This is a genomic window from Tessaracoccus lubricantis, assembly GCF_039544535.1.
GTDB classification, from domain to species: Bacteria; Actinomycetota; Actinomycetes; order Propionibacteriales; family Propionibacteriaceae; genus Arachnia; species Arachnia lubricantis.
Genome location: NZ_BAABLV010000024.1, coordinates 35,015 through 54,057 on the forward strand (window position 1 = coordinate 35,015; position 19,043 = coordinate 54,057).

The following is a 19,043-nucleotide window of genomic DNA, read 5'->3' on the forward strand; positions in this document are numbered from 1 at the left end:
TCGTTCGGGATCACTTGAGCTTCCACCGCAGGGACGTGCTGTTGATGTCGCAGGTCACGACGACGTCGTTGGCCTGCTCCGGCGGCGGCTGCGACACGACGGGGTCTGGTGTCGGACCGCCCGGCTCCGACGGGCTCGGCGTGACCGTCACCGGGTCGCCCTGCACCGTGGTGGCGATGGGCGGCTGGTAGATGACGCCGTCGCCGCTGGGGTTCTGGGTGACCGTGTCGGAGTCTCCGCCGCGGCTGAACACCGCCACGCACTGCGAGTTCGAGCCCAGGTAGGAGAACCGGTACGACAGCCGTCCGCTCGAGTCGAGCCAGGGTTCCTCCGGCGGGCTGGCGTTCGACGGGATGGGTCCGGGCGAGTCGAACGTCTGGCCGCCGGCGCGCCAGCGGATCACCTGTTCGCCGTACGGAACGGGGCCGGAGCGTTCCTTCGTCCAGGAGCAGCGCAACCCGCCGCCGTAGCAGAACTCGAACGAGTTCGGGTCCCACCCGTTGGTGGCCTCCCAGTCGTTCAGGTCGCCGCCGAGGGTGGCGCGCACGGTGTTGGCGTCGAGCGCGTAGTAGGAGGCCACGCTGGGTGGCGTGGGGCGGGCGCCCTTGGGCCGCAGCCCCGTGCGGGTCTCGACGGCGGACTCCATCGAGTCGAGCACCGCCTTGACCTGCACCTGGTACAGGCGGCCGTTGACCAGCGGGGCGATCACGCCGTCGGCCGGCAGCTGGGCCCAGCCGTCGCCGACGGAGTACTGCACCACGCCGGGAGAGTTGCGGGGCATGGAGTGGCTCACGCTGACCGTCAACTGGCCGTCGCCCGGGGTCACCTCGAGAGCGGTGATCTTGGGGCGGGCCCACGACACCATCGGGGTGGGCGAGATGCCCAGCGCCACTTCGCTGTGCCGGTTGGTGGCGTAGACGCGGAACTGCGTGGCCTCCGTGCCCATCCCGTGGATGGTGGTCTGGAGCGTGGTGGCACCGGTGTTGACGACCACCGCCTGGCGGTCGGTGCGTTCGCGGTTGCCGGAGGTGACGGGCACCACCCGGTACTGCGAGATCGACGGGTCACCGTTGGCGTCGACCTGCGAGGTGTCGAACGAGACCCGGAAGCCGCCGCCGATGTCGTCCTGGATGGTGGTGGGCGTCACGGTGATGCTGCCGGTGGGGGCGCCCACCGGGTACTCGGCGTTGGACAACTCCGACGGGTCCGAGTCGAAGTTGCCGGCCTGCGCGACGACGGCGTGGTCGCTGAGCGCCTGCACCCGGAACTGCGACGTCTGGCCGTTGGTGAGGTTGCCCCACCAGTAGGCCCGCGAGTCCGCGCCGACCTCCTTCGGGCTGTCCGGCTGCTCGACGCCGGCGACGTAGCGGTGGATCCGGTAGCCCCGCACGCGGCTGGAGCCGTTGGCGGAATCGGTGATCCGGTTGTGCACCCACGACACGGTCAGGCCCCGGTCGCCCGTGGCGGCCTGCACCACCTGCGGCGGCAGCAGCTTCGCGTCGGGGTAGAACAGTGCCGACGGCAGCGACATCTCGGAGGGCCCGACGGAGTTGTGCTCGGTGACGGTGGCGGTGTAGGCGCGGCCGTTCTGCAGGCCGCGGATGGTGCAGATGCCGCGGGAGCAGGTGCCCTCGGCCGGCGGCGCGCCCGCGCCCGTCGCCAGCGCGGTGCCGGTCACGTTGGCGGCGTTGTCGCCGCCGGTGCCGGTGGAGTTGTACTTGAACGTCACCGTGCCGTCGCCCGGCATGATGTCGTAGGGGTGCCCGGGCTGGCCGGGGACGTCGCGCACCCGCACCTGGATGACGCCGTTGACCACCCGGTCGGGGTCGCGCAGCGCGTCGTTGACGGAATAACTGACCACCATCGTGCCGTGCCAGCCCGGCGCGGGCGCGACGGTCACGGTGCCCGACCCGGTATCGGCAGTGACGCTGCCGCCCCCGCTGACGAGCCGGGCGCCCTCGAGGAAGACCTGCTTGTCGTGCGGGAGGTAGGACACCACGTTGTCGCCCAGCACGGGCACCGGTAGCGAGCTGCCGGCGTTGACCTCGACGACGACCTCCTTGGCCGAGACCTTCTGGAAGCGGGAGGCCACCACGAGGATGGTGAGCTCGAACGGCGCCTCGTTGGCGTCGACCGAGCCGTCGAGCACGCGGCCCGACAGCACGATCGACTGGCCCTTGCGCGCCGTGTCGAGGGCACGCGCCACGATGCGGTTGCCGCGCTCCTCCCACTGGATGGGGGCGTCGCCGCGGATCTGGCGGGGCCGCTCGAGCAGCCGGATGCTGTCACCCTCCGGGTCACGGAAGAACGCGGTCACGTCGATGGACTGTTCCTCCTCGGCCGCGCCCACCTCCAGCACCGGGTTCTGCGTGAGCAGCACCGGGGGCTGGTTGACGAAGTAGTCGGGGTCGTTGGGGTTCTGGCTGCCGCTGACGCGGGCGCGCAGGACGGTGACCGGGATGGAGATGAACGCCGAGCGCGGGGTGCTGGTCTCCGACGCCGGCAGGACGTCGCGCACCTCGAACACGACGGCGGCGGGGCCCTGGTACTGCAGCAGCGGCTGGAACTCCACCACGCCGTTGCCGACCGCGACGGCGCTGCCGGCCACGTCCGGGCGGGCGGAGATGTGCTCGACGTTGGCCAGCTCGACCTCGCGGCCGTCGGTGCCCTGGACCACCTCGTTGATGGTGATCTGCAGGTTCTCGCCGGCCCGCACCGTCATCTCGAGCGACGGGTCCTTCAGCGTGGGCGCGACATCGCCGCGGCCCGGCACGGTGATGACGGCGCTGGTGCCCAGACCCTCCTCGTCGACCGCCACGTAGCGCACCTGCTGCATGGTGTCGCGCACGCCGATCGACACCTTGCCCTCCTCGGTGATGCGGGGGGCGAGGTCGTCGTCGGGGTCCTCACCGGGCAGTTCGACGGTGAGCGCCTCGCGGGGGCCGTCGGGGTCGTAGTCGTTGGCGAGCGGGTCGATCTCGACGTACTGCTGCTCGGCCAGCTGCGCCACGTCGACGAGGTCGTCGCGGGCCACGGGCGGCAGCAGCGGCGCGTCCTCGTCCACCGTCAGGCGGATGAGGCCGGAGTTGGGCTCGCCGCGCAGGTCGACGATGTCGTAGGTGCCGTCGTAGTCGCCCTCCTCCTCGGGCGCGGTCAGCACGAGCTCGCGGTCGTCGACCAGCTGCACCGGGATGTCGTCGCGCATGCGCGCCGGCTCCTCGCTGGCGAACTTGATGGGGTCACCGTCGAGGTCGTAGTCGTTGGCCAGCGGGTCGAGCTGCACCTGCCGCCCGGGGCGGGTGCTGATCTCGTCCATCACGGCGATGGGCTTGTTGTTGGTCTTCGAGGGCTGCGCCACGCCGATGCGCACCTCGCCGCGCGCCTCCACCCCGTGGCTGTCGACGACGACGTAGCTGAACGTGTCGGTGCCGGCCGACGCGAGGAACGCCTCGTACTCGAAGTAGCGCTCCCCGACCTTCAGCACGCGGCCGTGCGACGGGATCGAGCCCAGGCCCACGAGCCGGACGGCGTCGCCCTGCGGGTCGATGCCGTCGAGCGGGATGGGGATGCGGGTGGTGGTGCCGGCCAGCACGCGGTCGATGACCTGGCGCGGCTGCGGCGGCTCCGCGTTGGACGCCTCCTCCGACACGACGGTGACGCGCACGATGCCGTCGGTCGCCTCGCCGGTGGAGTCGACGGCGCGGTAGCGGACCTGGCTCACGCCGGGCGGGGAGCCGGCGGGCACGCTGACGCGGACGGTGTCGCCCTCGACCCAGGCGTCGTCGCCGAACGGGTTGTCGACCAGCTCTGGGGCGATCGTCAGGTCGCGGCCGTCAGGTGAGGTGTCGTTCTCGAGCACCTTGACCGAGCCCGTGGCCCCCGCCCGGACGCGGAGGGTGTCGTCCTCGACGCGCGGGCCGATCTGCCCCGATGCCTCGGTGGCGACCACCTGGATGGTGCCGCGGCGGGACTCGCTGCCGTCGGAGACGTGGTAGTAGAACTTCTCCGTGCCGGTCAGGTCTGCCGTGGCCTCGATGGTGAGCAGCGTGCGGCGCTCCATCGTGACGTTGAGGGTGGGCGGCACGTCGGTGATGGTCTGGATCACGAGCACGTCGCCGTCGGGATCCGTGTCGTTGAGCAGCGGGTCGATGGTGACCGAGCCCATCGCGGGCAGGTGCGCCACGTCGTCGACCGGGACCGGCGGGCGGTTCGTCAGGCTGGGCAGCACGTCGACGCGCACCAGCCCGCTGGCGCCGTTGTTGACGCTGTACTTGACGTAGTGGGCGCCCACCGCGTCGGAGGTGAACGTGAATCGGTTGTCGGCGAGCGAGGTCTCGACGCACTCGGTGCAGTCGCCCGCGTCGACCTCGGTGAGGTTGATGGCGCGGATGTCGTTGGCCAGCGGCTCGACGGTGACGGACTCGCCCTGCATGGTGGTGGCGAAGTCGCCGTACGTGGTGGGCGGGATGACCTCCTCGTGGACCATCACCTGCAACTCGTCGGTGGTGGAGTTGCCGTGCCTGTCGGCCACCTCGACGTGGATGGTCTTGAGGCCGAACGACGTGCCGACGTCGGTGTAGGTGATCTCGCCGTTGGGGCGGAACTGCACGATGTCGTCGAACTGCGGGTCCATCCACGCCTTCACGAGCACCAGCGGGTCGCCCTCGGGGTCGCGCCAGTCGAGCAGTGCGCGGTAGGTGACGTCGGCGTCGCCCATCGTGACCCGCAGCGGCTGCGGGGCAGGCACGTCCGCGTCGACCTTGCCGCGCAGCACGGGCGGCTGGTTGCCGGCCCCCGGCTCGGCGGGGTGCACGGTCACGTGGGCGGTGGCGGTGGCGGTGCCGTCGCGGCCGTCGTCGATGATGTACGGCACGGCCAGTTCACCGGTGGCGCTCGGGTCGATCGTGATCTGGAGGCCCGCGCCGCCGCGCACCGGCTGGACGGTGGCGCCGTCGAGCTGGAGGTCGTTCGGCACGGAGATGGTCAACAGGTCGCCGTCGGGATCCGTGTCGTTGTCGAGCACCGGCAGGACGGTGGCGGCGCCGGCCCTCGCGCCGAGCCGGTCGTCCTTGGCGATGGGCGGACGGTTGTCGGGCGTGCGCTCGGGCAGCACGGTGGGGTCGCCCTCGGTGTACTCGCTGTCCTCGCGTTCGACGACGGGGCGGACGTCCGACCAGTCCTCCGGCAGGATGACCGTGCCCTTGTCCACCAGCCACACGGTGCCGTTGGCCATGTCGTTGAGGGCGACGGTGGTGCGGTTGACCTGGAACTGCAGGCTGGTGCCGTCGGTGGTGAGGTGCTCGAGTTCGGTGACGACCGGCTCCTCCCCCTTGCAGCGCTTCACGAACGTGCCCTCGCCCGGGCCGCCGTAGAACGCGCCGTAGAGGCACCCGGCCACCTGGACGGGCCGCACCGGCACCATCCGGATGTTGCCCGACATCGAGCGGAAGCCGTCGGGCGTGATGGCGCCGAGGCCGGCCGCGTTGGCGAACAGCGCGCGGGCGCCGTCCTCGCCGCCGAGCACGTCGGCCACCGGCGGGAGCAGCAGCGCCTGCGACTGGCCGCTGATCGCGAACGCCTTCGGCATGCCCTCCACCCAGATCTGGCCGCGGTTGCGGTCCAGCACGACGGCGTTGTCGCCGACGGCGGAGATCTCGAAGTTGCGCCGCTCGGCGTCGAAGGCGATCGGCACCGGCGTGGTCACCACGGCCTCGCCCTCGAGCCGCACCAGGGTCTGCGTGTTCGGGTTGAGGCCGATGGCGTCGCCGTCGACGGTCAACGTGGCGACGCCGAACTCGCCCACCTCGAGGTTTGGCTTGTCCCGCAGGAAGTCGACGTCCAGCATGTCGTCGAGCGTCCCGTACCAGACGCGGCCGTTCTCCTGGTCGTAGACCAGCATCGAGCCCTCCACCTGCTGCACCACGGCGTTGGGCGGCATCTTCGTGGCCCGCTCGAGGATGTTGCGCCCCGGCAGGTACGGGTGGAGGTTCGACGACTGCGGCAGGAACGCCTGCACGTCGTCCTGGTGCTGGTACAGCTGGAACTGCGAGTCGCCGGTGGGCGTGGCGGCCGACAACTCGTCGATCTGGGCGTTGACGGTGCCCATGAGGCTGCCGTCGCGCTTCCCGACGAACACCATGCCCTCGTCGAGGTGCACGTCTGCCTGCACGAGGCCGGGGCTCAGGTACGCCGCGACGCCGAGGGCGATGGCGAGGACGACCACCAGGATCGCCTGCCAGGACCGCCGGAGGAAACGGGCGATGATACGGATCGGACGGGCAGCCTGCCTGGTCTGCCCGAGATCAACGTCCGTCACGGCGATGAGTCCTCCCCTACTGGCCGCGAGGCGGCTCGATCCGCAGCGAGACCCCGTCACCGAGGTCCAGCACCGTGCCGATACCCACCTGGACCGAGGCCCCGTCACGCAGCGTGAACGGCGGCTCGCCGGCGGGCAGCACGGTGGTGCCGTTGGTGGAGTGCAGGTCCGTGACGTGCACGTTCCAGTCCTGCGTGGTGATCAGCACGTGGTTGCGCGAGATGTCGTTGCTGGGGCTGGCCACGCGCATGAGGTGCGCGCCCGCCGGGCCCTGGCTGGAGTCGGGCGCGCGGCCCACGACGATGCCCGCCACGATGTCGGCGAAGTCGCCGCGGTTGGTGTGCACGCCGGCCAGCACGGGGCGGCGGATCAGGCGCGGGTTCGACGAGTCCACCGGGTACTGGCAGATGCGGCAGGTGCGGCTGCCGGGCGCGTTGGGGTGGTTGTTGACGCACGGCACGGCCAGGACCTGCGGGTCCGGGCGCTCGTCGGCCGGCGGCGCGGGCTTGTGCGTGGCGGCCAGGCCCGTGGAGAAGATCGTGCCGCCCTCGTCCTCGACCTCGCCGAAGCTGCGCTGCACGACGACGTGCGGCTGGCGATCTGCGGGCGACGACAGCGACGCGGGCTCCGGCAGCGGCGGCACCGTGATGTCGGGCTCCACCGGCGGGGCGACCGGTGGGGCGATCGGGATGCCGCCGAGCGCCGCGGCGATCTCGTCCGCGCCGGCCTCGAGGGTGTCGTGCTCGAACTCCTGCGACGGCGGCGCCTCCAAGACCAGCTCGTCGCCGAAGTCGTCATCGGCGGGGGCACTGACCGGGGCGGGGTCGCCGTCTGAGAGGTGGGATGCCGTGGGCACCGACTCGGGCGCGGTCGCAGCGACGGGCTGCGCGCCAGCGTCGGCTCCGGCGGGGAACCGGACGAGGGCGGCCGGGTCCGTGGTGAGGAAGATGGCCGACACCGTGGCCGCGCCGACCACCAGCGGCAACTGGAGGGCATCGCCGGCGTCGAACTCCTCGAGCGTGATGCCGAGGTTGCGTTCGCGGCCCAGGCGCTCCTCGCGCCACGTGACGGAGCCCTCACCGCGCAGGACGACGTCGCCCGAATCGGTGTCGACCACCTGCACGCGACCACGGGCGATGCCGTGGAGCCCCTCGTCGTCCCAGTGGAACGCGCCCAGGTCCGGCATGGCGTCCAGGCCCACTTCGGAGACCAGCTTCAGGAGGGCGTCGAGCGAACCTGCGGACACGACGCTGCGCCACAGTTCGTTGACCGTGGCTGCTGCGTGCGCGGGAGGAGGCGTCATGACCACCAGGGTGGTGGGCCCCGTCAGGGCCAGCCACGCACCCGGCGTGTAGGTGGTGCGCCAGGCAGCCACGGGTCGCGTCATCGTCATCTCCTCGGTTGGCATTTAGGCAGAAGGTTATGCGGTCTCGCGCCGCGAAACTAGTTGATCGACGTGGCCATCCGCCTGATGCCCTCGGCGATGATCTCACGCGACGAGGCCAGGTTCGCCCGGACGAATTGCACCGACCCGGGGTCGAAATCGGACCCGAAGTTGAACCGCACCCGGCCCACCTCGTGGAAGTGGCGCCCGGGGTGCTCGAGCCCCAGCGGCGAACAGTCCAGCCACGCCAGGTAGGTGCCCTCGGACGGCACGTACCTGAGCTGCGGGATCTCGCGGGCGAGTTCCTCGGCGAAGAACACCTTGTTCGCGTCGACCTCGCGCGAGGCGGCCTGCAGCCAGTCGCGGGCCTCGTTGAGCGCCGTCGAGTGCGCGAGGATGCCGAAGTAGGACGCGGAATCCGACGCCACGGGGTTGATGCGGGCGCGCAGCCTGGCCGGGCCGATGACCAGGGCGGCCTTGAGTGCGGCCAGGTTCCAGCACTTCGACGCCGAGGTGATGATGACGGCGTCCGCACCGGGCGCGGCCTTCAGGTAGGGGGTGTGCCTGGCGCCGGCCAGCGGGGCGTGGATCTCGTTGGAGGCGACGATGACGCCGTACCGCTCTGCCAGGTCTGCCAGCGCCCGCAACTCGTCGATGGTGTGCACCGCGCCGGTGGGGTTGTGCGGCGAGCACAGCAGGTGGAGGGCGGGCCGGTGCTCGGCGAACGCCTGCTCGAGCGCGGGCAGGTCGAGGCGGCCGCCGTCCGACATGGGCACCTCGACGGTTTCCCGGCCCTGCGACACGCTGCGGAACGGCGGGTAGATCGGCGGGTTGATGACGACCTTGTCGCCGGGCTCGGTGAAGGCCAGCACCGCCTCGCGCATGCCCGAGACGACGTCGGCCACCAGCATCGCCTCGGTCACGTCGAAGTGCCACCCCCACTGCCACTGCGCGTAGTCCGCCATGGCCTCCTGGTAGGCGGGCAGCTCGGGGTAGCCGGTGTCGGATTCGCGGACGGCGCGCTTGAGCCTGTCGCGGACGGGTTCGGCGACCTCGGCGTCCATCTCGGCGACGAACATCGGCAGCACGTCGGGCTCGAAGCGGCGCCACTTGATGCTGCCGCGTTGGCGCAGCTCCTCGAGCGGCACGTTGAAGATCGTCATGACCGCGAGTCTAGGGGCGCCGCCCGGGTAGCGCTCAGCCGTTGTCTACGTTGTGGGCGACGGCGCCGATGATGTCGTGGAGGAAGCGCAGGTACCCGTCGACCTGTTCGCGCGGCGCCGGGCCGTCGATCACGACGGCGGCCACCTCCCGCTCGAGCCACAGCTGGCTGAAGGCAGGTGTCGTGGGTGCGGTGAAGAACCGCCACACGGCTGGGCCGAGTTGGCGGCGCGCCGCGTCGGCGTCGGAGGAGGTGACGCGCCAGCGGGCGTCGAACGTGGGGTCGCCGACCTCGATGTCGCTGGCGCCCATCAGCTCGCTGAGCAGCTCGTCCTCCAGCGTCACCCGCACCGGGTGCATGGCCAGGCCGGGGTGGCGCACGCACAGCACCTGCCGGATCCTGGCGCCGGTCTCGGGTGGCGAGACCCATTGCCAACCGAAGCACGGGAGGCTGCCGAAGCGGCCGACGAAGCCGTGCGCGAACCTGCCCGCCGGCACGGGGCCGTGGTTGAAGCGCTCGACGATCTCGCGGGCGTTGGCGTAGTAGAGCCAGCCACGCAGGCCCGCCCACTCCTGCCAGGTGGTGCCGCGCCGCACCACCGGCCGGGGCTGGACGGTGCGGATGGCAGGCGTCGGCGCGGCGAGGTACGCCGGCAGCGCGCGCTGGAAGGGCCGCGGGCGGATGGCGTCGAGCACGCGGGAGTCGACGGCGTCCACCAGCCGACGCAGCAGGTCGAGGTAGCGGTCCACGTGCTCGGGCTCGACGAGGCCCCGCGCGCAGAGCAGCACGGCGTCGTGCTCGAACCAGATCTCGGAGAAGTCGGCGGTGATCGGCGTGAGCAGCTGCCGGACCGCCTCGGTGAGCACGTCGCGCGCGAACTGCGGGTGCGCAGCGCTGACCCGCCACGCGAGGTCGAAGTCCGGCTCGATCGCGATGCCGGGGCCGGCCTGGGTGAAGTCGGCCACCTCGATGCTCAGCCACGGGAACCGCACGCCCGGCACCCTCAGCGCGACGACGTGGAGGTGGCCGGCCGGGTCCGTCCCCGCCGTCGCCCGGAAGCCGAAGCACGGCAGCCCCGCGTAGGTGCCGGACCAGCCCATCGTGATGCCGCGCCGCCCGCCCAGGTGCAGGCCGCCGCCGCGGAAGGTGCCGGCCATCGACTCCCAGGCGGGGAAGAAGCGCATGCGGCGGAGGGTGGCCCAGTGCAGCCAGGCATCGGCGTTGGCCATGGCGCCCCTCCCTCCGTCGTGTCCGCACCATCGTGCCACCCCCGGCTGGCTTGAGTCGACGGCGGCGTCGGCGCATAATGGCACGGACCGCACGGCGTGGATGGGGCAATCACCTCGGAGCCGCCGGAAGAACGGTGGGCCACCACTCAGTAGAACCGGCTGCGGCAGCGAACGAAGCGGGGCGCCCAGGCGCCCAAGAAGGGTGGTACCGCGGGCCACGGCTCGTCCCTTCGCCACTGCAGACGAAGAAGGAACCCACCCGATGAGCACCACTCCCGGTTACCGTGCCGTGCCCGCCCAGGTCGACTTCCCTGCGCTCGAGCACGACATCCTGAAGCTGTGGGCCGAGCGCGGCACGTTCGACCAGTCGCTCGAGCAGTCGCAGGGCGGCGAACCCTGGACGTTCTACGAGGGCCCGCCCACCGCCAACGGCATGCCCGGCACGCACCACATCGAGGCGCGCGTGTTCAAGGACGTGTTCCCCCGCTACAAGACGATGCGCGGCTACCACGTGGAGCGCAAGGCCGGTTGGGACTGCCACGGCCTGCCCGTCGAGCTGGCCGTCGAGAAGGAGCTGGGCTTCACCGGCAAGGCCGACATCGAGGCCTACGGGGTCGAGGCGTTCAACGCGAAGTGCCGCGAGTCGGTGCTGCGCCACGTCGACGCCTTCTCGGAGCTGACCGAACGCATGGGCTACTGGGTCAACCTCGACCAGGCCTACGTGACCATGACCCCCGAGTACGTGGAGTCGCTGTGGTGGGCGCTCAAGCAGATCCACTCGAAGGGGCTGCTCGAGGAGGACTACCGCGTGGCCCCGTACTGCCCGCGCTGCGGCACGGCCCTGTCGGACCACGAGCTGGCGCAGGGCTACGAGGACGTCACCGACCCGTCGATCTACGTGCGCTTCCCGCTGACCTCCGGCCCGCTGGCCGGCGAGGCGGACCTGTTGGTGTGGACGACGACGCCGTGGACGCTGGTGTCGAACACCGCCGTCGCGGTGCACCCCGAGGTGACCTACCGGGTGGCGTCGCACCCGGAGCAGAAGTCGCTGGTGATCGCGGAGCCCCTGGCCGAGCAGGTGCTGGGCGAGGAATGGACGCTGGGCCAGTCCTTCGTCGGGCGCGAACTGGAGCGCTGGGCCTACCAGCGCCCCCTCGAGCTGGTGGAGTTCCCGGCCGAGGCGCACTTCGTGGTGCTGGCCGACTACGTCACGACGGAGGACGGCTCCGGCCTGGTGCACCAGGCGCCGGCGTTCGGTGAGGACGACATGGCCGTGTGCCGCGCGTACGGGCTGCCGTTCGTCAACCCGGTCACCAAGGAGGGCACCTTCGAGGAGGGCCTCGACCTGGTGGGCGGCAAGTTCTTCAAGGACGCCGACGCCTACATCGTCGACGACCTCACCGCCCGCGGGCTGATGTTCCGCAAGCTCGACTACGTGCACAGCTACCCGCACTGCTGGCGCTGCCACACGGCGCTGCTCTACTACGCGATGCCGTCGTGGTACATCCGCACCACGCAGATCAAGGACCAGCTGCTCGCGGAGAACGAGGACACCAACTGGTACCCCGACAACATCAAGCACGGCCGGTTCGGTGACTGGCTGAACAACAACATCGACTGGGCGCTGTCGCGCACCCGCTACTGGGGCACCCCGCTGCCGATCTGGCGGTGTGAGGACGACCACCAGGTGTGCGTCGGCTCGCTGGCGGAGTTGTCGGAGCTGACCGGCACGGACCAGGGCGGACTCGACCCGCACCGGCCCTTCGTCGACGACGTCACGTTCGACTGCCCCACGTGCGGCAAGGAGTCGCGCCGCGTCCCCGAGGTGATCGACGCCTGGTTCGACTCCGGCTCGATGCCGTTCGCGCAGTGGGGCTACCCGCACGCCGAGGGCTCCGTCGAGGTGTTCAAGGAGCGCTACCCGGCTGATTTCATCTGCGAGGCGATCGACCAGACCCGCGGCTGGTTCTACTCGTTGATGGCGGTGGGCACGCTGGTGTTCGGCGAGTCGTCGTACCGCAACGTGGTGTGCCTGGGGCACATCCTCGCCGACGACGGCCGCAAGATGTCGAAGCACCTGGGCAACGTGCTGGAGCCCATCCCGCTGATGGACAAGCACGGTGCGGACGCGGTGCGCTGGTTCATGGCGTGCTCCGGCTCGCCGTGGTCGGCCCGCCGCGTGGGTGACGTGACCATCGGCGAGACGGTCCGCAAGGTGCTGCTCACCTACTGGAACACGGTGGCCTTCCATTCGCTGTACGCCCGTGCCGCCAGGTGGACCCCGACGGGCGCCGCGCCCGCCGTCGCGGACCGCCACGTGCTCGACCGGTGGCTGACGTCGACGACGCAGCAGCTGATCCTCGAGACCACCGACGCGCTGGAGAACTTCGACACGCAGCGCTACGGGCAGGCCCTCGCCGGGTTCATCGACGCCCTGTCGAACTGGCACGTGCGCCGCTCGCGCCGCCGGTTCTGGAACGGCGACGAGAGTGCGCTGTGGACGCTGCACGAGACGCTCGACACGCTGACGCGCCTGCTGGCGCCGATCATGCCGTTCGTCACCGAGCGCGTGTGGCAGGACCTGTTCCACGCGGCCGACCCGGAGGGCCCGGAGTCGGTGCACCTCGCGTCGTGGCCGGTGGCGGACGAGACGCTGATCATCCCGGAGCTCGCCGAGGCGATGCAGCTGGCCCAGCGCACCGTCGAACTGGGTCGCTCCGCGCGTGCGGAGTCGAAGATGAAGGTGCGTCAGGTGCTCGGCCGGATGCTGGTGCCGTCGCGCATCTTCGCGAAGCTGTCGCCGGAGCTGCAGGAGGAGGTCAAGGCAGAGCTGAACGTCGAGTCGATCGAGTCGTTCGAGTCGGCCGGCGACCTCGTGGACTTCTCCGCGAAGGGCAACTTCCGCAACCTCGGCAAGCGCTTCGCGAAGCGGACGCCGCTCGTGGCGAAGGTCATCGCCGAACTCGACGCCGCCTGGCTCGCCGGCCAGCTCCGCGACGCCGGGCGCGCCGTGATCGAGTTCGAGGGCGAGGACGTGGAGATCACCTCCGACGACGTGATCGTGACCGAACGCCCGCGCGAGGGCTGGTCGGTGGTCAACGAGCAGGGAGAGACGGTGGCGCTCGACCTCGAGCTGACGCCTGAGCTGGTGCTCGCCGGTCTCGCACGCGAGGTGATCCGGTTCGTCCAGGACTCACGGAAGCGCGCCGGGCTGGAGATCACCGACCGGATCCGCGTGACGGTGGAGGCCGACGGCCCGCTGGGCGACGCCGTCGACGAGCACCGTGAGCTGATCGCCGGCGAGGTGCTGGCCGTCGAGTTGACGCAAGCCCCGGTTGCCGAGGCCACCGATGTCGACGACGAGCTGGGCCTGAAGATCGCCCTGCGGCGCGCGTAGGGAGCGCGTGGCGGCCCCGACCCCCGGTGGGGGGTCGGGGCCGTTTGCGTGTGGCCCGTCGCCCTCCTGAGTGTCTAGGCCGGGACGCGGGGCGAACTCCCCGCAGCGGCGGGCTCGGGCGACCTCAGGCGAACAGCACCAGGTTGTTGAAGACCCACTCGCCGGTCTGCTTCACGACGAGCCCGCGGGTGGTCTTCGTCGCCTGGTACACCGTCGTGAAGGTGTAGCTGCGGCACGCGCCGCGGCCGGTCTGGGCGGTGTCGCACTCGGTGCGCCACTGGCGCCCACCCGACTCGAACCCGTTCATGTTGTGCACGGCGATCGGGTTCTTGCCCCACTGAGCGCGGGTCATGAACGGCAGGTACGTCAGGTTGTTGAAGGCCCACCCCTCCTTCTGCACGAAGCGATCGCCGTCCTGCACGACGATGGTCGCCCAGATGCTGGTGCGGCAGCGTTCGGTCTGGGAGTAGGACTCGCACGTCGTCTGCCAGTCGCGGCCGTTGAGGTTGCGGTGGATCCCGGGCAGCGTGTACGGCGCCGTGCGGGCGTAGGACAGGGAGTTCTTCGGCAGGGCGGTCGGGGACGCCGACTTGTTGCCGGTGGTGACCCAGATGGTCTGCGTCGGCGTCGGGCCCGAGGTGGTGGGCGCCGCGGTGGCGCCGCCTGCGGGGGCGTCGCCGTCGAACAGGCGCACGGTGTACGAGTGGCTCACGGTGGCGCCGTTGCGGACGATGCCGGTGACCTTGACGGTGTAGTTGTGGACGGCGGTGCCGGTGGGCTTGGGCAGGAGACCGGTGTCCCAGACGAGGGTGGAGTTGCCCATGCCGGTCGCCACGGGGTGCTGCGTCACGTTCACCGGGCCGCTGGGGCCGGTCATGGTGACGCGCGCGTTGTCGAACTTCACCGACGCGGAGTCGCCGGACAGCGACCAACGCCCGTTCGGCTGGATCTGCGAGGGGAAGTACCCGGCGGTGGGCCAGGGCAGCCACGTGGGGTTCGGGTTGGCGGTGTTGTCGTTGGGGGTGCCGACGACCCACAGGGCGTTGGAGTTGGTCGTCGAGCCGCTGCCCATCGTCGTGGTCTGCGGGCGCATCAGCCAACGACGGTGGCCCACGGTCTTGTTCGAATCGCCCGGCTCGGACATGTACAGCGCGATCGCGCCGGCGCCGGAACCGGACTTCACCGCGCCGAGCGCGATGTTGGAGCGGCCCGCGGCCTCACGGCCGCCGGACGTCACGCAGCGCCACGTCACCGGCGGGTAGTGGTTGAGCTGCTTGTTCGCGCTCATGATGAGGGCGGCCTGTTGGGCCTTCGCGGAGAGCATCGAGTTGAACGTCACGGGGGCGAGTCCGCCCATCCCGCGGAAGAAATTGACGGCATCCAAAGTTGCCTTGTGCGCCGCTGCGCTGGGTGAACCTGGAGTACAGGTTGAGAGGTCGCCGGTCCAGCCCTGCTCGATGGCCAGGGCGGGCTTGAGGCGCTGCTGGTACGCGGCGCGCACCGACTCGATGTTGGAGGGGTCTATGGACGTCGCCGCCTGGGCTGGCTGCAGCACGATCCCTGTGAGGATGAGCGCAGCCCCCAGGACTGACGAAATGAGGGCATGTAAACGCACGGGGGTTCCTTGGCGAAGGGTGAGGTTGCCTTGGGTGGGGAGGTCGCTCGACGGTAGGCACCTGGCTGCACCGCACGTGACAAAGTCAGCATTTCACGCAGTCAAGTTGCACATAGGATGTCTGGCGACCCGCGGGTAGGCTATTACCACACCCCCGTACGGTTGGAATCGGGGTCAAATAAGCACCCGTTGTGGCAACTTAGGATCCGGTCACACCGGCCCGATTTGTCAGCCCCTGCCCCGCCGTCGGAAAACGATTTTCAGACCAGGGTGAGTTCGGCGTCGCAGTGCTTGATCCCGGCCTGGCGCAGGCAGGACTCGAGCACGCGCATGACCTCGAGGGTGTCCTCGAGCGGCATCGTCGGCGACTCCGTGTGCCCCTCCCTGATGCGCTGGGTGACCTCGGCGAATTCGTGGCTGTAGCCGCGACCCGTGGGCATGGCCTCGATGATGCGCGGCAGCACGCCGTTGCGGTGGATCGTGATCATCGACGGGTGGTGGAACCGGGGCTCGACCTCGATCCATCCCTTCGTGCCGATGATGGCCATCCGGCCGGGCCCGTGGCCGTCGAAGCCCACGGCCAGCGACGACAGCCCACCGCCGGTGTGGGCGAGGCTGATGTTGGCGGCGCTGTCCACCCCCGAGGGGTAGAGGCGCGTGATGCAGTCCACCGACTTCACGTCGCCCAGGAACGCCTGTGCGAAGTTGACGACGTAGACGCCGAGGTCGAGGATCGCGCCGCCGCCGAGTTCCTTGGCGAACAGGCGATGCTCGGGCTGGAACTCGCGGTAGGCGTACAGGTCGCCCTGCACGGAGACGACGTCTCCGATGCGGCCCCACGCGACGACCTCACGTGCCGCGGCGACGACGGGCAGGAACCGCGTCCACATCGCCTCCATGGCGAACACGCCGTTCTCGCGGGCGGCCTTGACGATCTGACGGGCGCCGTCGAGGGTGGCGGTGAACGCCTTCTCGACCAGCACGGCCTTGCCGTTCGCGATGGCCGACAGCGCGACGTCGCGGTGCTGGGGATGCGGGGTGGCGATGTAGACGACGTCGATGTCGTCGGCCTGCAGCATCTCCGCGTAGGAGCCGTACGCACGCGGCACGCCGTGCTTGGTGGCGAACGCCTGCGCCTTCGATCTGGTGCGCGATGCGACGGCGGTCAGCTCGGCACCCGGGACGAACTGGAAGTCGCCCGCGACCCCATGTGCGATTGCCCCTGTACCAACGATGCCCCAGCGAACCGTGTTCATAGGCCTCAGGTTAGTCGCCGCCCAGCAGCACCGCCGGGGTTTCGGGCGCGACGCCGCTACCCAGCTGCGTTTTGGTTACTCGGGCTGCGCGATCAGGTAGAGCCGGTCGGGGCCTTCGTCGTCGGAGACGAGGAACGACTGGGCCTTCAGCCCGGCCGCTGCCACTGCGCGTCGGACCTCCGCGGGGTCGTGCAACACCAGCGGCACCGCGACCTCCTCCCCCTGCCACCGGGTCACGGGCTCGACGGCGTTGCCTACGTGGACCGCGAACGCCAGCACGCCGTCGGGCAGCAGCGTCTGCGCAAGGTGCTTCACCACGGCGGCGAACTCGCTGGGCGCGAGGTGGATGAACGCGTACCACGCGAGGATCGCGCCCCAGCCCGCGTCGTTGCCCGGCCGCAGCAGCTTGCGGAAATCGCCCACCTGGAACTCGACGTCCAGGTTGCGCTCCCTGGCCTGCTCGACCATGCGCGGCGAGAGGTCGAAACCGGTGGGCAGCGCGCCGGCCTCGGCGAGCAGGAGGGTGGTGTCGCCGAGGCCGCAGCCGACATCGGCGGTCTGGTGCGGGCCGGCGAGCTCGGCCACGTGCGTGATGAACCAGTCCTCGAACGCGGTGGTGGGCATCGGGTCGGGCTCGAGGTCTGCCAGTGCGTCGTAGGCGGCGATGAGGGCCTCGTCGCGGGCTTCCACGCCGTCGGTCAGGACCTGCTCGCGGTCCACTGCGACGGCGGGCCCCACCTCTGCGGGCACGTCGCCGAGGAGGTGGATCCACCGGTTGTCCTGTTGGCCCGGCTTGCGTTCAAGTTGCCGCACGAGGGGCTCGTCGCGCTGCGCCATGCGTTGCAGGACGGCCTCGACCTCGTCGCGCCCGCCGAATCCGTGCAGCCGGTCGGTGCGTGTCTTGAGCTCGCCCGGGGCTTGGGCGCCGCGCAGCAGCAGGACGGTCAGCAGGGCGCGTTCGTCGTCGGGGAGGTCCAGGACCTCGACGGCGGCCTGCGAATATTTCAGCGTGCGCTTCCCGTAGTCCATCCACGTGACGCGCACCAGCCCGCGGTCCTTGAGGGCACGCACGGCGTCCTGGACCTGGCGTTCGTCGTAGTCGACGACGGGCTCGCGGCTGCTGGACTGGTTGCAGGCGGTGCGCAGCGCGTTGAGCGTCAGCGGGTAGCTGGCCGGGACGGTGACCTCCTTCTCGAGGAGGCAGCCCAGCACGCGCTGTTCTTCGGCGGTGAGGATGGGGAGCGCGGTCACGATCCCGACATTACCCGCCGGGATGGGGCCACGTCGCCGGGCCCTGCCTTGGGCGGCCCCCGCCCCTCGACCCGACGGCGGACGAGCCTCGCATCCGGCCCCCGGGCGAACTATCCTGATACGCGGTCCTCAGGAGGTTTACGTACATGGGTCGCATCGTTCAGAAGTTCGGCGGGAGCTCCGTCCAGGACGCGGAGTCCATCAAGCGCGTCGCCCGCCGCATCGCGCGCACCCGTGGCGAGGGGCACGACGTCATCATCGTCATCTCCGCGATGGGCGACACCACGGACGAGCTGATGGACCTGGCGCTCAAGGTCTCCCCCAGCCCGAAGTCGCGTGAACTCGACATGCTGCTGACCACGGGCGAACGCCAGTCGGCCGCGCTGCTGGCCATGGCGCTGTCGGACCTCGGCATCGACGCGGTGTCCTACACGGGCTCGCAGGCCGGCATCATCACCACTCCGACGCACGGCAACGCGCGCATCATCGACATCACCCCGGGCCGCGTCGTGAAGTCGCTCGACGAGGGCAGCGTCGTGATCGTCGCCGGCTTCCAGGGCGTCGCGCAGACCAGCAAGGACGTCACGACGCTGGGCCGGGGCGCGTCGGACACCACCGCCGTCGCGCTCGCCGCGGCGCTGGGCGCCGACTACTGCGAGATCTACTCCGACGTCGACGGCGTCTACACGGCGGACCCGCGCATCGTGAAGTCGGCGCGCCACATCAGCCAGATCGGCTACGAGGACATGATGGAGATGGCCGCCAGCGGCGCCAAGATCCTGCACCTGCGCTGCGTCGAGTACGCGCGCCGCGAGGGCGTGCCCGTGCACGTGCGTTCCTCGTTCACAGACAAGCCCGGCACCTGGGTCAGGAGCCAGGACGAGATCACGAAAGACGGAGCCATGGAAGAAGCCATCATCACCGGTGTCGCCCACGACCGCACCGAAGCCAAGATCACGATCGTCAACGTGCCGGACCGCGTCGGCGAGGCCGCCCGCATCTTCCGCGCGATCGCCGAGGCCGACATCAACATCGACATGATCGTGCAGAACATCTCGCGCCTGTCCGACGCCGCCACCGACATCTCGTTCACGCTGCCCATGGACTCCGGCGCCAAGGCCATCGCGGCCCTCGACGCCATCAAGGACGAGGTGGGCTACGAGGAGGTGCTCTACGACGACCAGATCGGCAAGGTCTCCGTCGTGGGCGTCGGCATGCGTTCGCACCCGGGCGTGTCCGCCACCTTCTTCGACGCCTTGGCGAGGGCCGACGTCAACCTGCAGATGATCTCCACCTCGGAGATCCGCATCTCCGTGATCGTGGGCGCCGACGATGTCGACGACGCCGTGCGCGCCGCCCACAGCGCGTTCGGCCTCGACGCGGCAGACGAGGCCACGGTCTACGCCGGCACCGGCCGCTGACCGCCGCTGCGC

The 19,043-nt window shown here is 70.5% G+C and carries 9 protein-coding genes; 2 read left to right on the top strand and 7 right to left on the bottom strand.

Features of this window, described 5'->3' with window-relative positions:
• Window positions 1–10: 10 nt before the first annotated feature.
• The 4 genes from ABEA30_RS07615 to ABEA30_RS07630 are packed head-to-tail and all read right to left on the bottom strand — an operon-like array spanning window position 11 to window position 10,091.
• The gene (locus ABEA30_RS07615) at window positions 11–6,316 is read right to left on the bottom strand and encodes an Ig-like domain-containing protein (RefSeq protein ID WP_345581408.1); all 6,306 of its coding nucleotides are present in this window, start codon (window positions 6,314–6,316) and stop codon (window positions 11–13) included.
• A 16-nt stretch (window positions 6,317–6,332) separates the two neighbouring features.
• On the bottom strand, window positions 6,333–7,703 hold the full coding sequence (locus ABEA30_RS07620) for an FHA domain-containing protein (RefSeq protein ID WP_345581411.1): 1,371 nt from the start codon (window positions 7,701–7,703) through the stop codon (window positions 6,333–6,335).
• 56 nt (window positions 7,704–7,759) lie between these two features.
• Window positions 7,760–8,863: a MalY/PatB family protein gene (locus ABEA30_RS07625; protein ID WP_345581414.1), complete on the bottom strand. Its 1,104-nt coding sequence runs from the start codon at window positions 8,861–8,863 to the stop codon at window positions 7,760–7,762.
• A gap of 34 nt (window positions 8,864–8,897) precedes the next feature.
• The gene (locus ABEA30_RS07630; protein ID WP_345581417.1) at window positions 8,898–10,091 is read right to left on the bottom strand and encodes a hypothetical protein; all 1,194 of its coding nucleotides are present in this window, start codon (window positions 10,089–10,091) and stop codon (window positions 8,898–8,900) included.
• Between the two features lie 262 nt (window positions 10,092–10,353).
• Here ABEA30_RS07630 and ileS point away from each other — a divergent pair, with 262 nt between their 5' ends.
• Window positions 10,354–13,488 carry an isoleucine--tRNA ligase gene (gene ileS, locus ABEA30_RS07635; protein ID WP_345581420.1) on the top strand — a complete coding sequence of 1,045 codons (3,135 nt, stop codon included), beginning with the start codon at window positions 10,354–10,356 and terminating at the stop codon, window positions 13,486–13,488.
• Between the two features lie 124 nt (window positions 13,489–13,612).
• Here ileS and ABEA30_RS07640 read toward each other — a convergent pair whose 3' ends face one another.
• The 3 genes from ABEA30_RS07640 to ABEA30_RS07650 form a co-directional block, all read right to left on the bottom strand.
• Window positions 13,613–15,103, bottom strand: a complete 1,491-nt coding sequence (locus ABEA30_RS07640) for a CAP domain-containing protein (protein WP_345581423.1) — start codon at window positions 15,101–15,103, stop codon at window positions 13,613–13,615.
• Window positions 15,104–15,363: 260 nt separating this feature from the next.
• A complete protein-coding gene (locus ABEA30_RS07645; protein WP_386085895.1) occupies window positions 15,364–16,368 on the bottom strand; it encodes a Gfo/Idh/MocA family protein in 1,005 nt (334 codons plus the stop codon).
• A 66-nt stretch (window positions 16,369–16,434) separates the two neighbouring features.
• A complete protein-coding gene (locus ABEA30_RS07650; RefSeq protein WP_345581429.1) occupies window positions 16,435–17,610 on the bottom strand; it encodes a DUF480 domain-containing protein in 1,176 nt (391 codons plus the stop codon).
• 146 nt (window positions 17,611–17,756) lie between these two features.
• On the opposite strand from ABEA30_RS07650, the gene ABEA30_RS07655 reads away from it, so the two are divergent.
• Window positions 17,757–19,031, top strand: coding sequence for an aspartate kinase (locus ABEA30_RS07655; protein ID WP_345581432.1), 1,275 nt, complete (start codon window positions 17,757–17,759; stop codon window positions 19,029–19,031).
• Window positions 19,032–19,043: the final 12 nt, after the last annotated feature.

Bases quoted from the DNA above. Each gene is read 5' to 3' on its own strand.
- ABEA30_RS07620 (WP_345581411.1), bottom strand. From the start codon at position 7,703: ATGACGCGACCCGTGGCTGCCTGGCGCACCACCTACACGCCGGGTGCG.
- ABEA30_RS07625 (WP_345581414.1), bottom strand. From the start codon at position 8,863: ATGACGATCTTCAACGTGCCGCTCGAGGAGCTGCGCCAACGCGGCAGC.
- ABEA30_RS07630 (WP_345581417.1), bottom strand. From the start codon at position 10,091: ATGGCCAACGCCGATGCCTGGCTGCACTGGGCCACCCTCCGCCGCATG.
- ileS (WP_345581420.1), top strand. From the start codon at position 10,354: ATGAGCACCACTCCCGGTTACCGTGCCGTGCCCGCCCAGGTCGACTTC.
- ABEA30_RS07655 (WP_345581432.1), top strand. From the start codon at position 17,757: ATGGGTCGCATCGTTCAGAAGTTCGGCGGGAGCTCCGTCCAGGACGCG.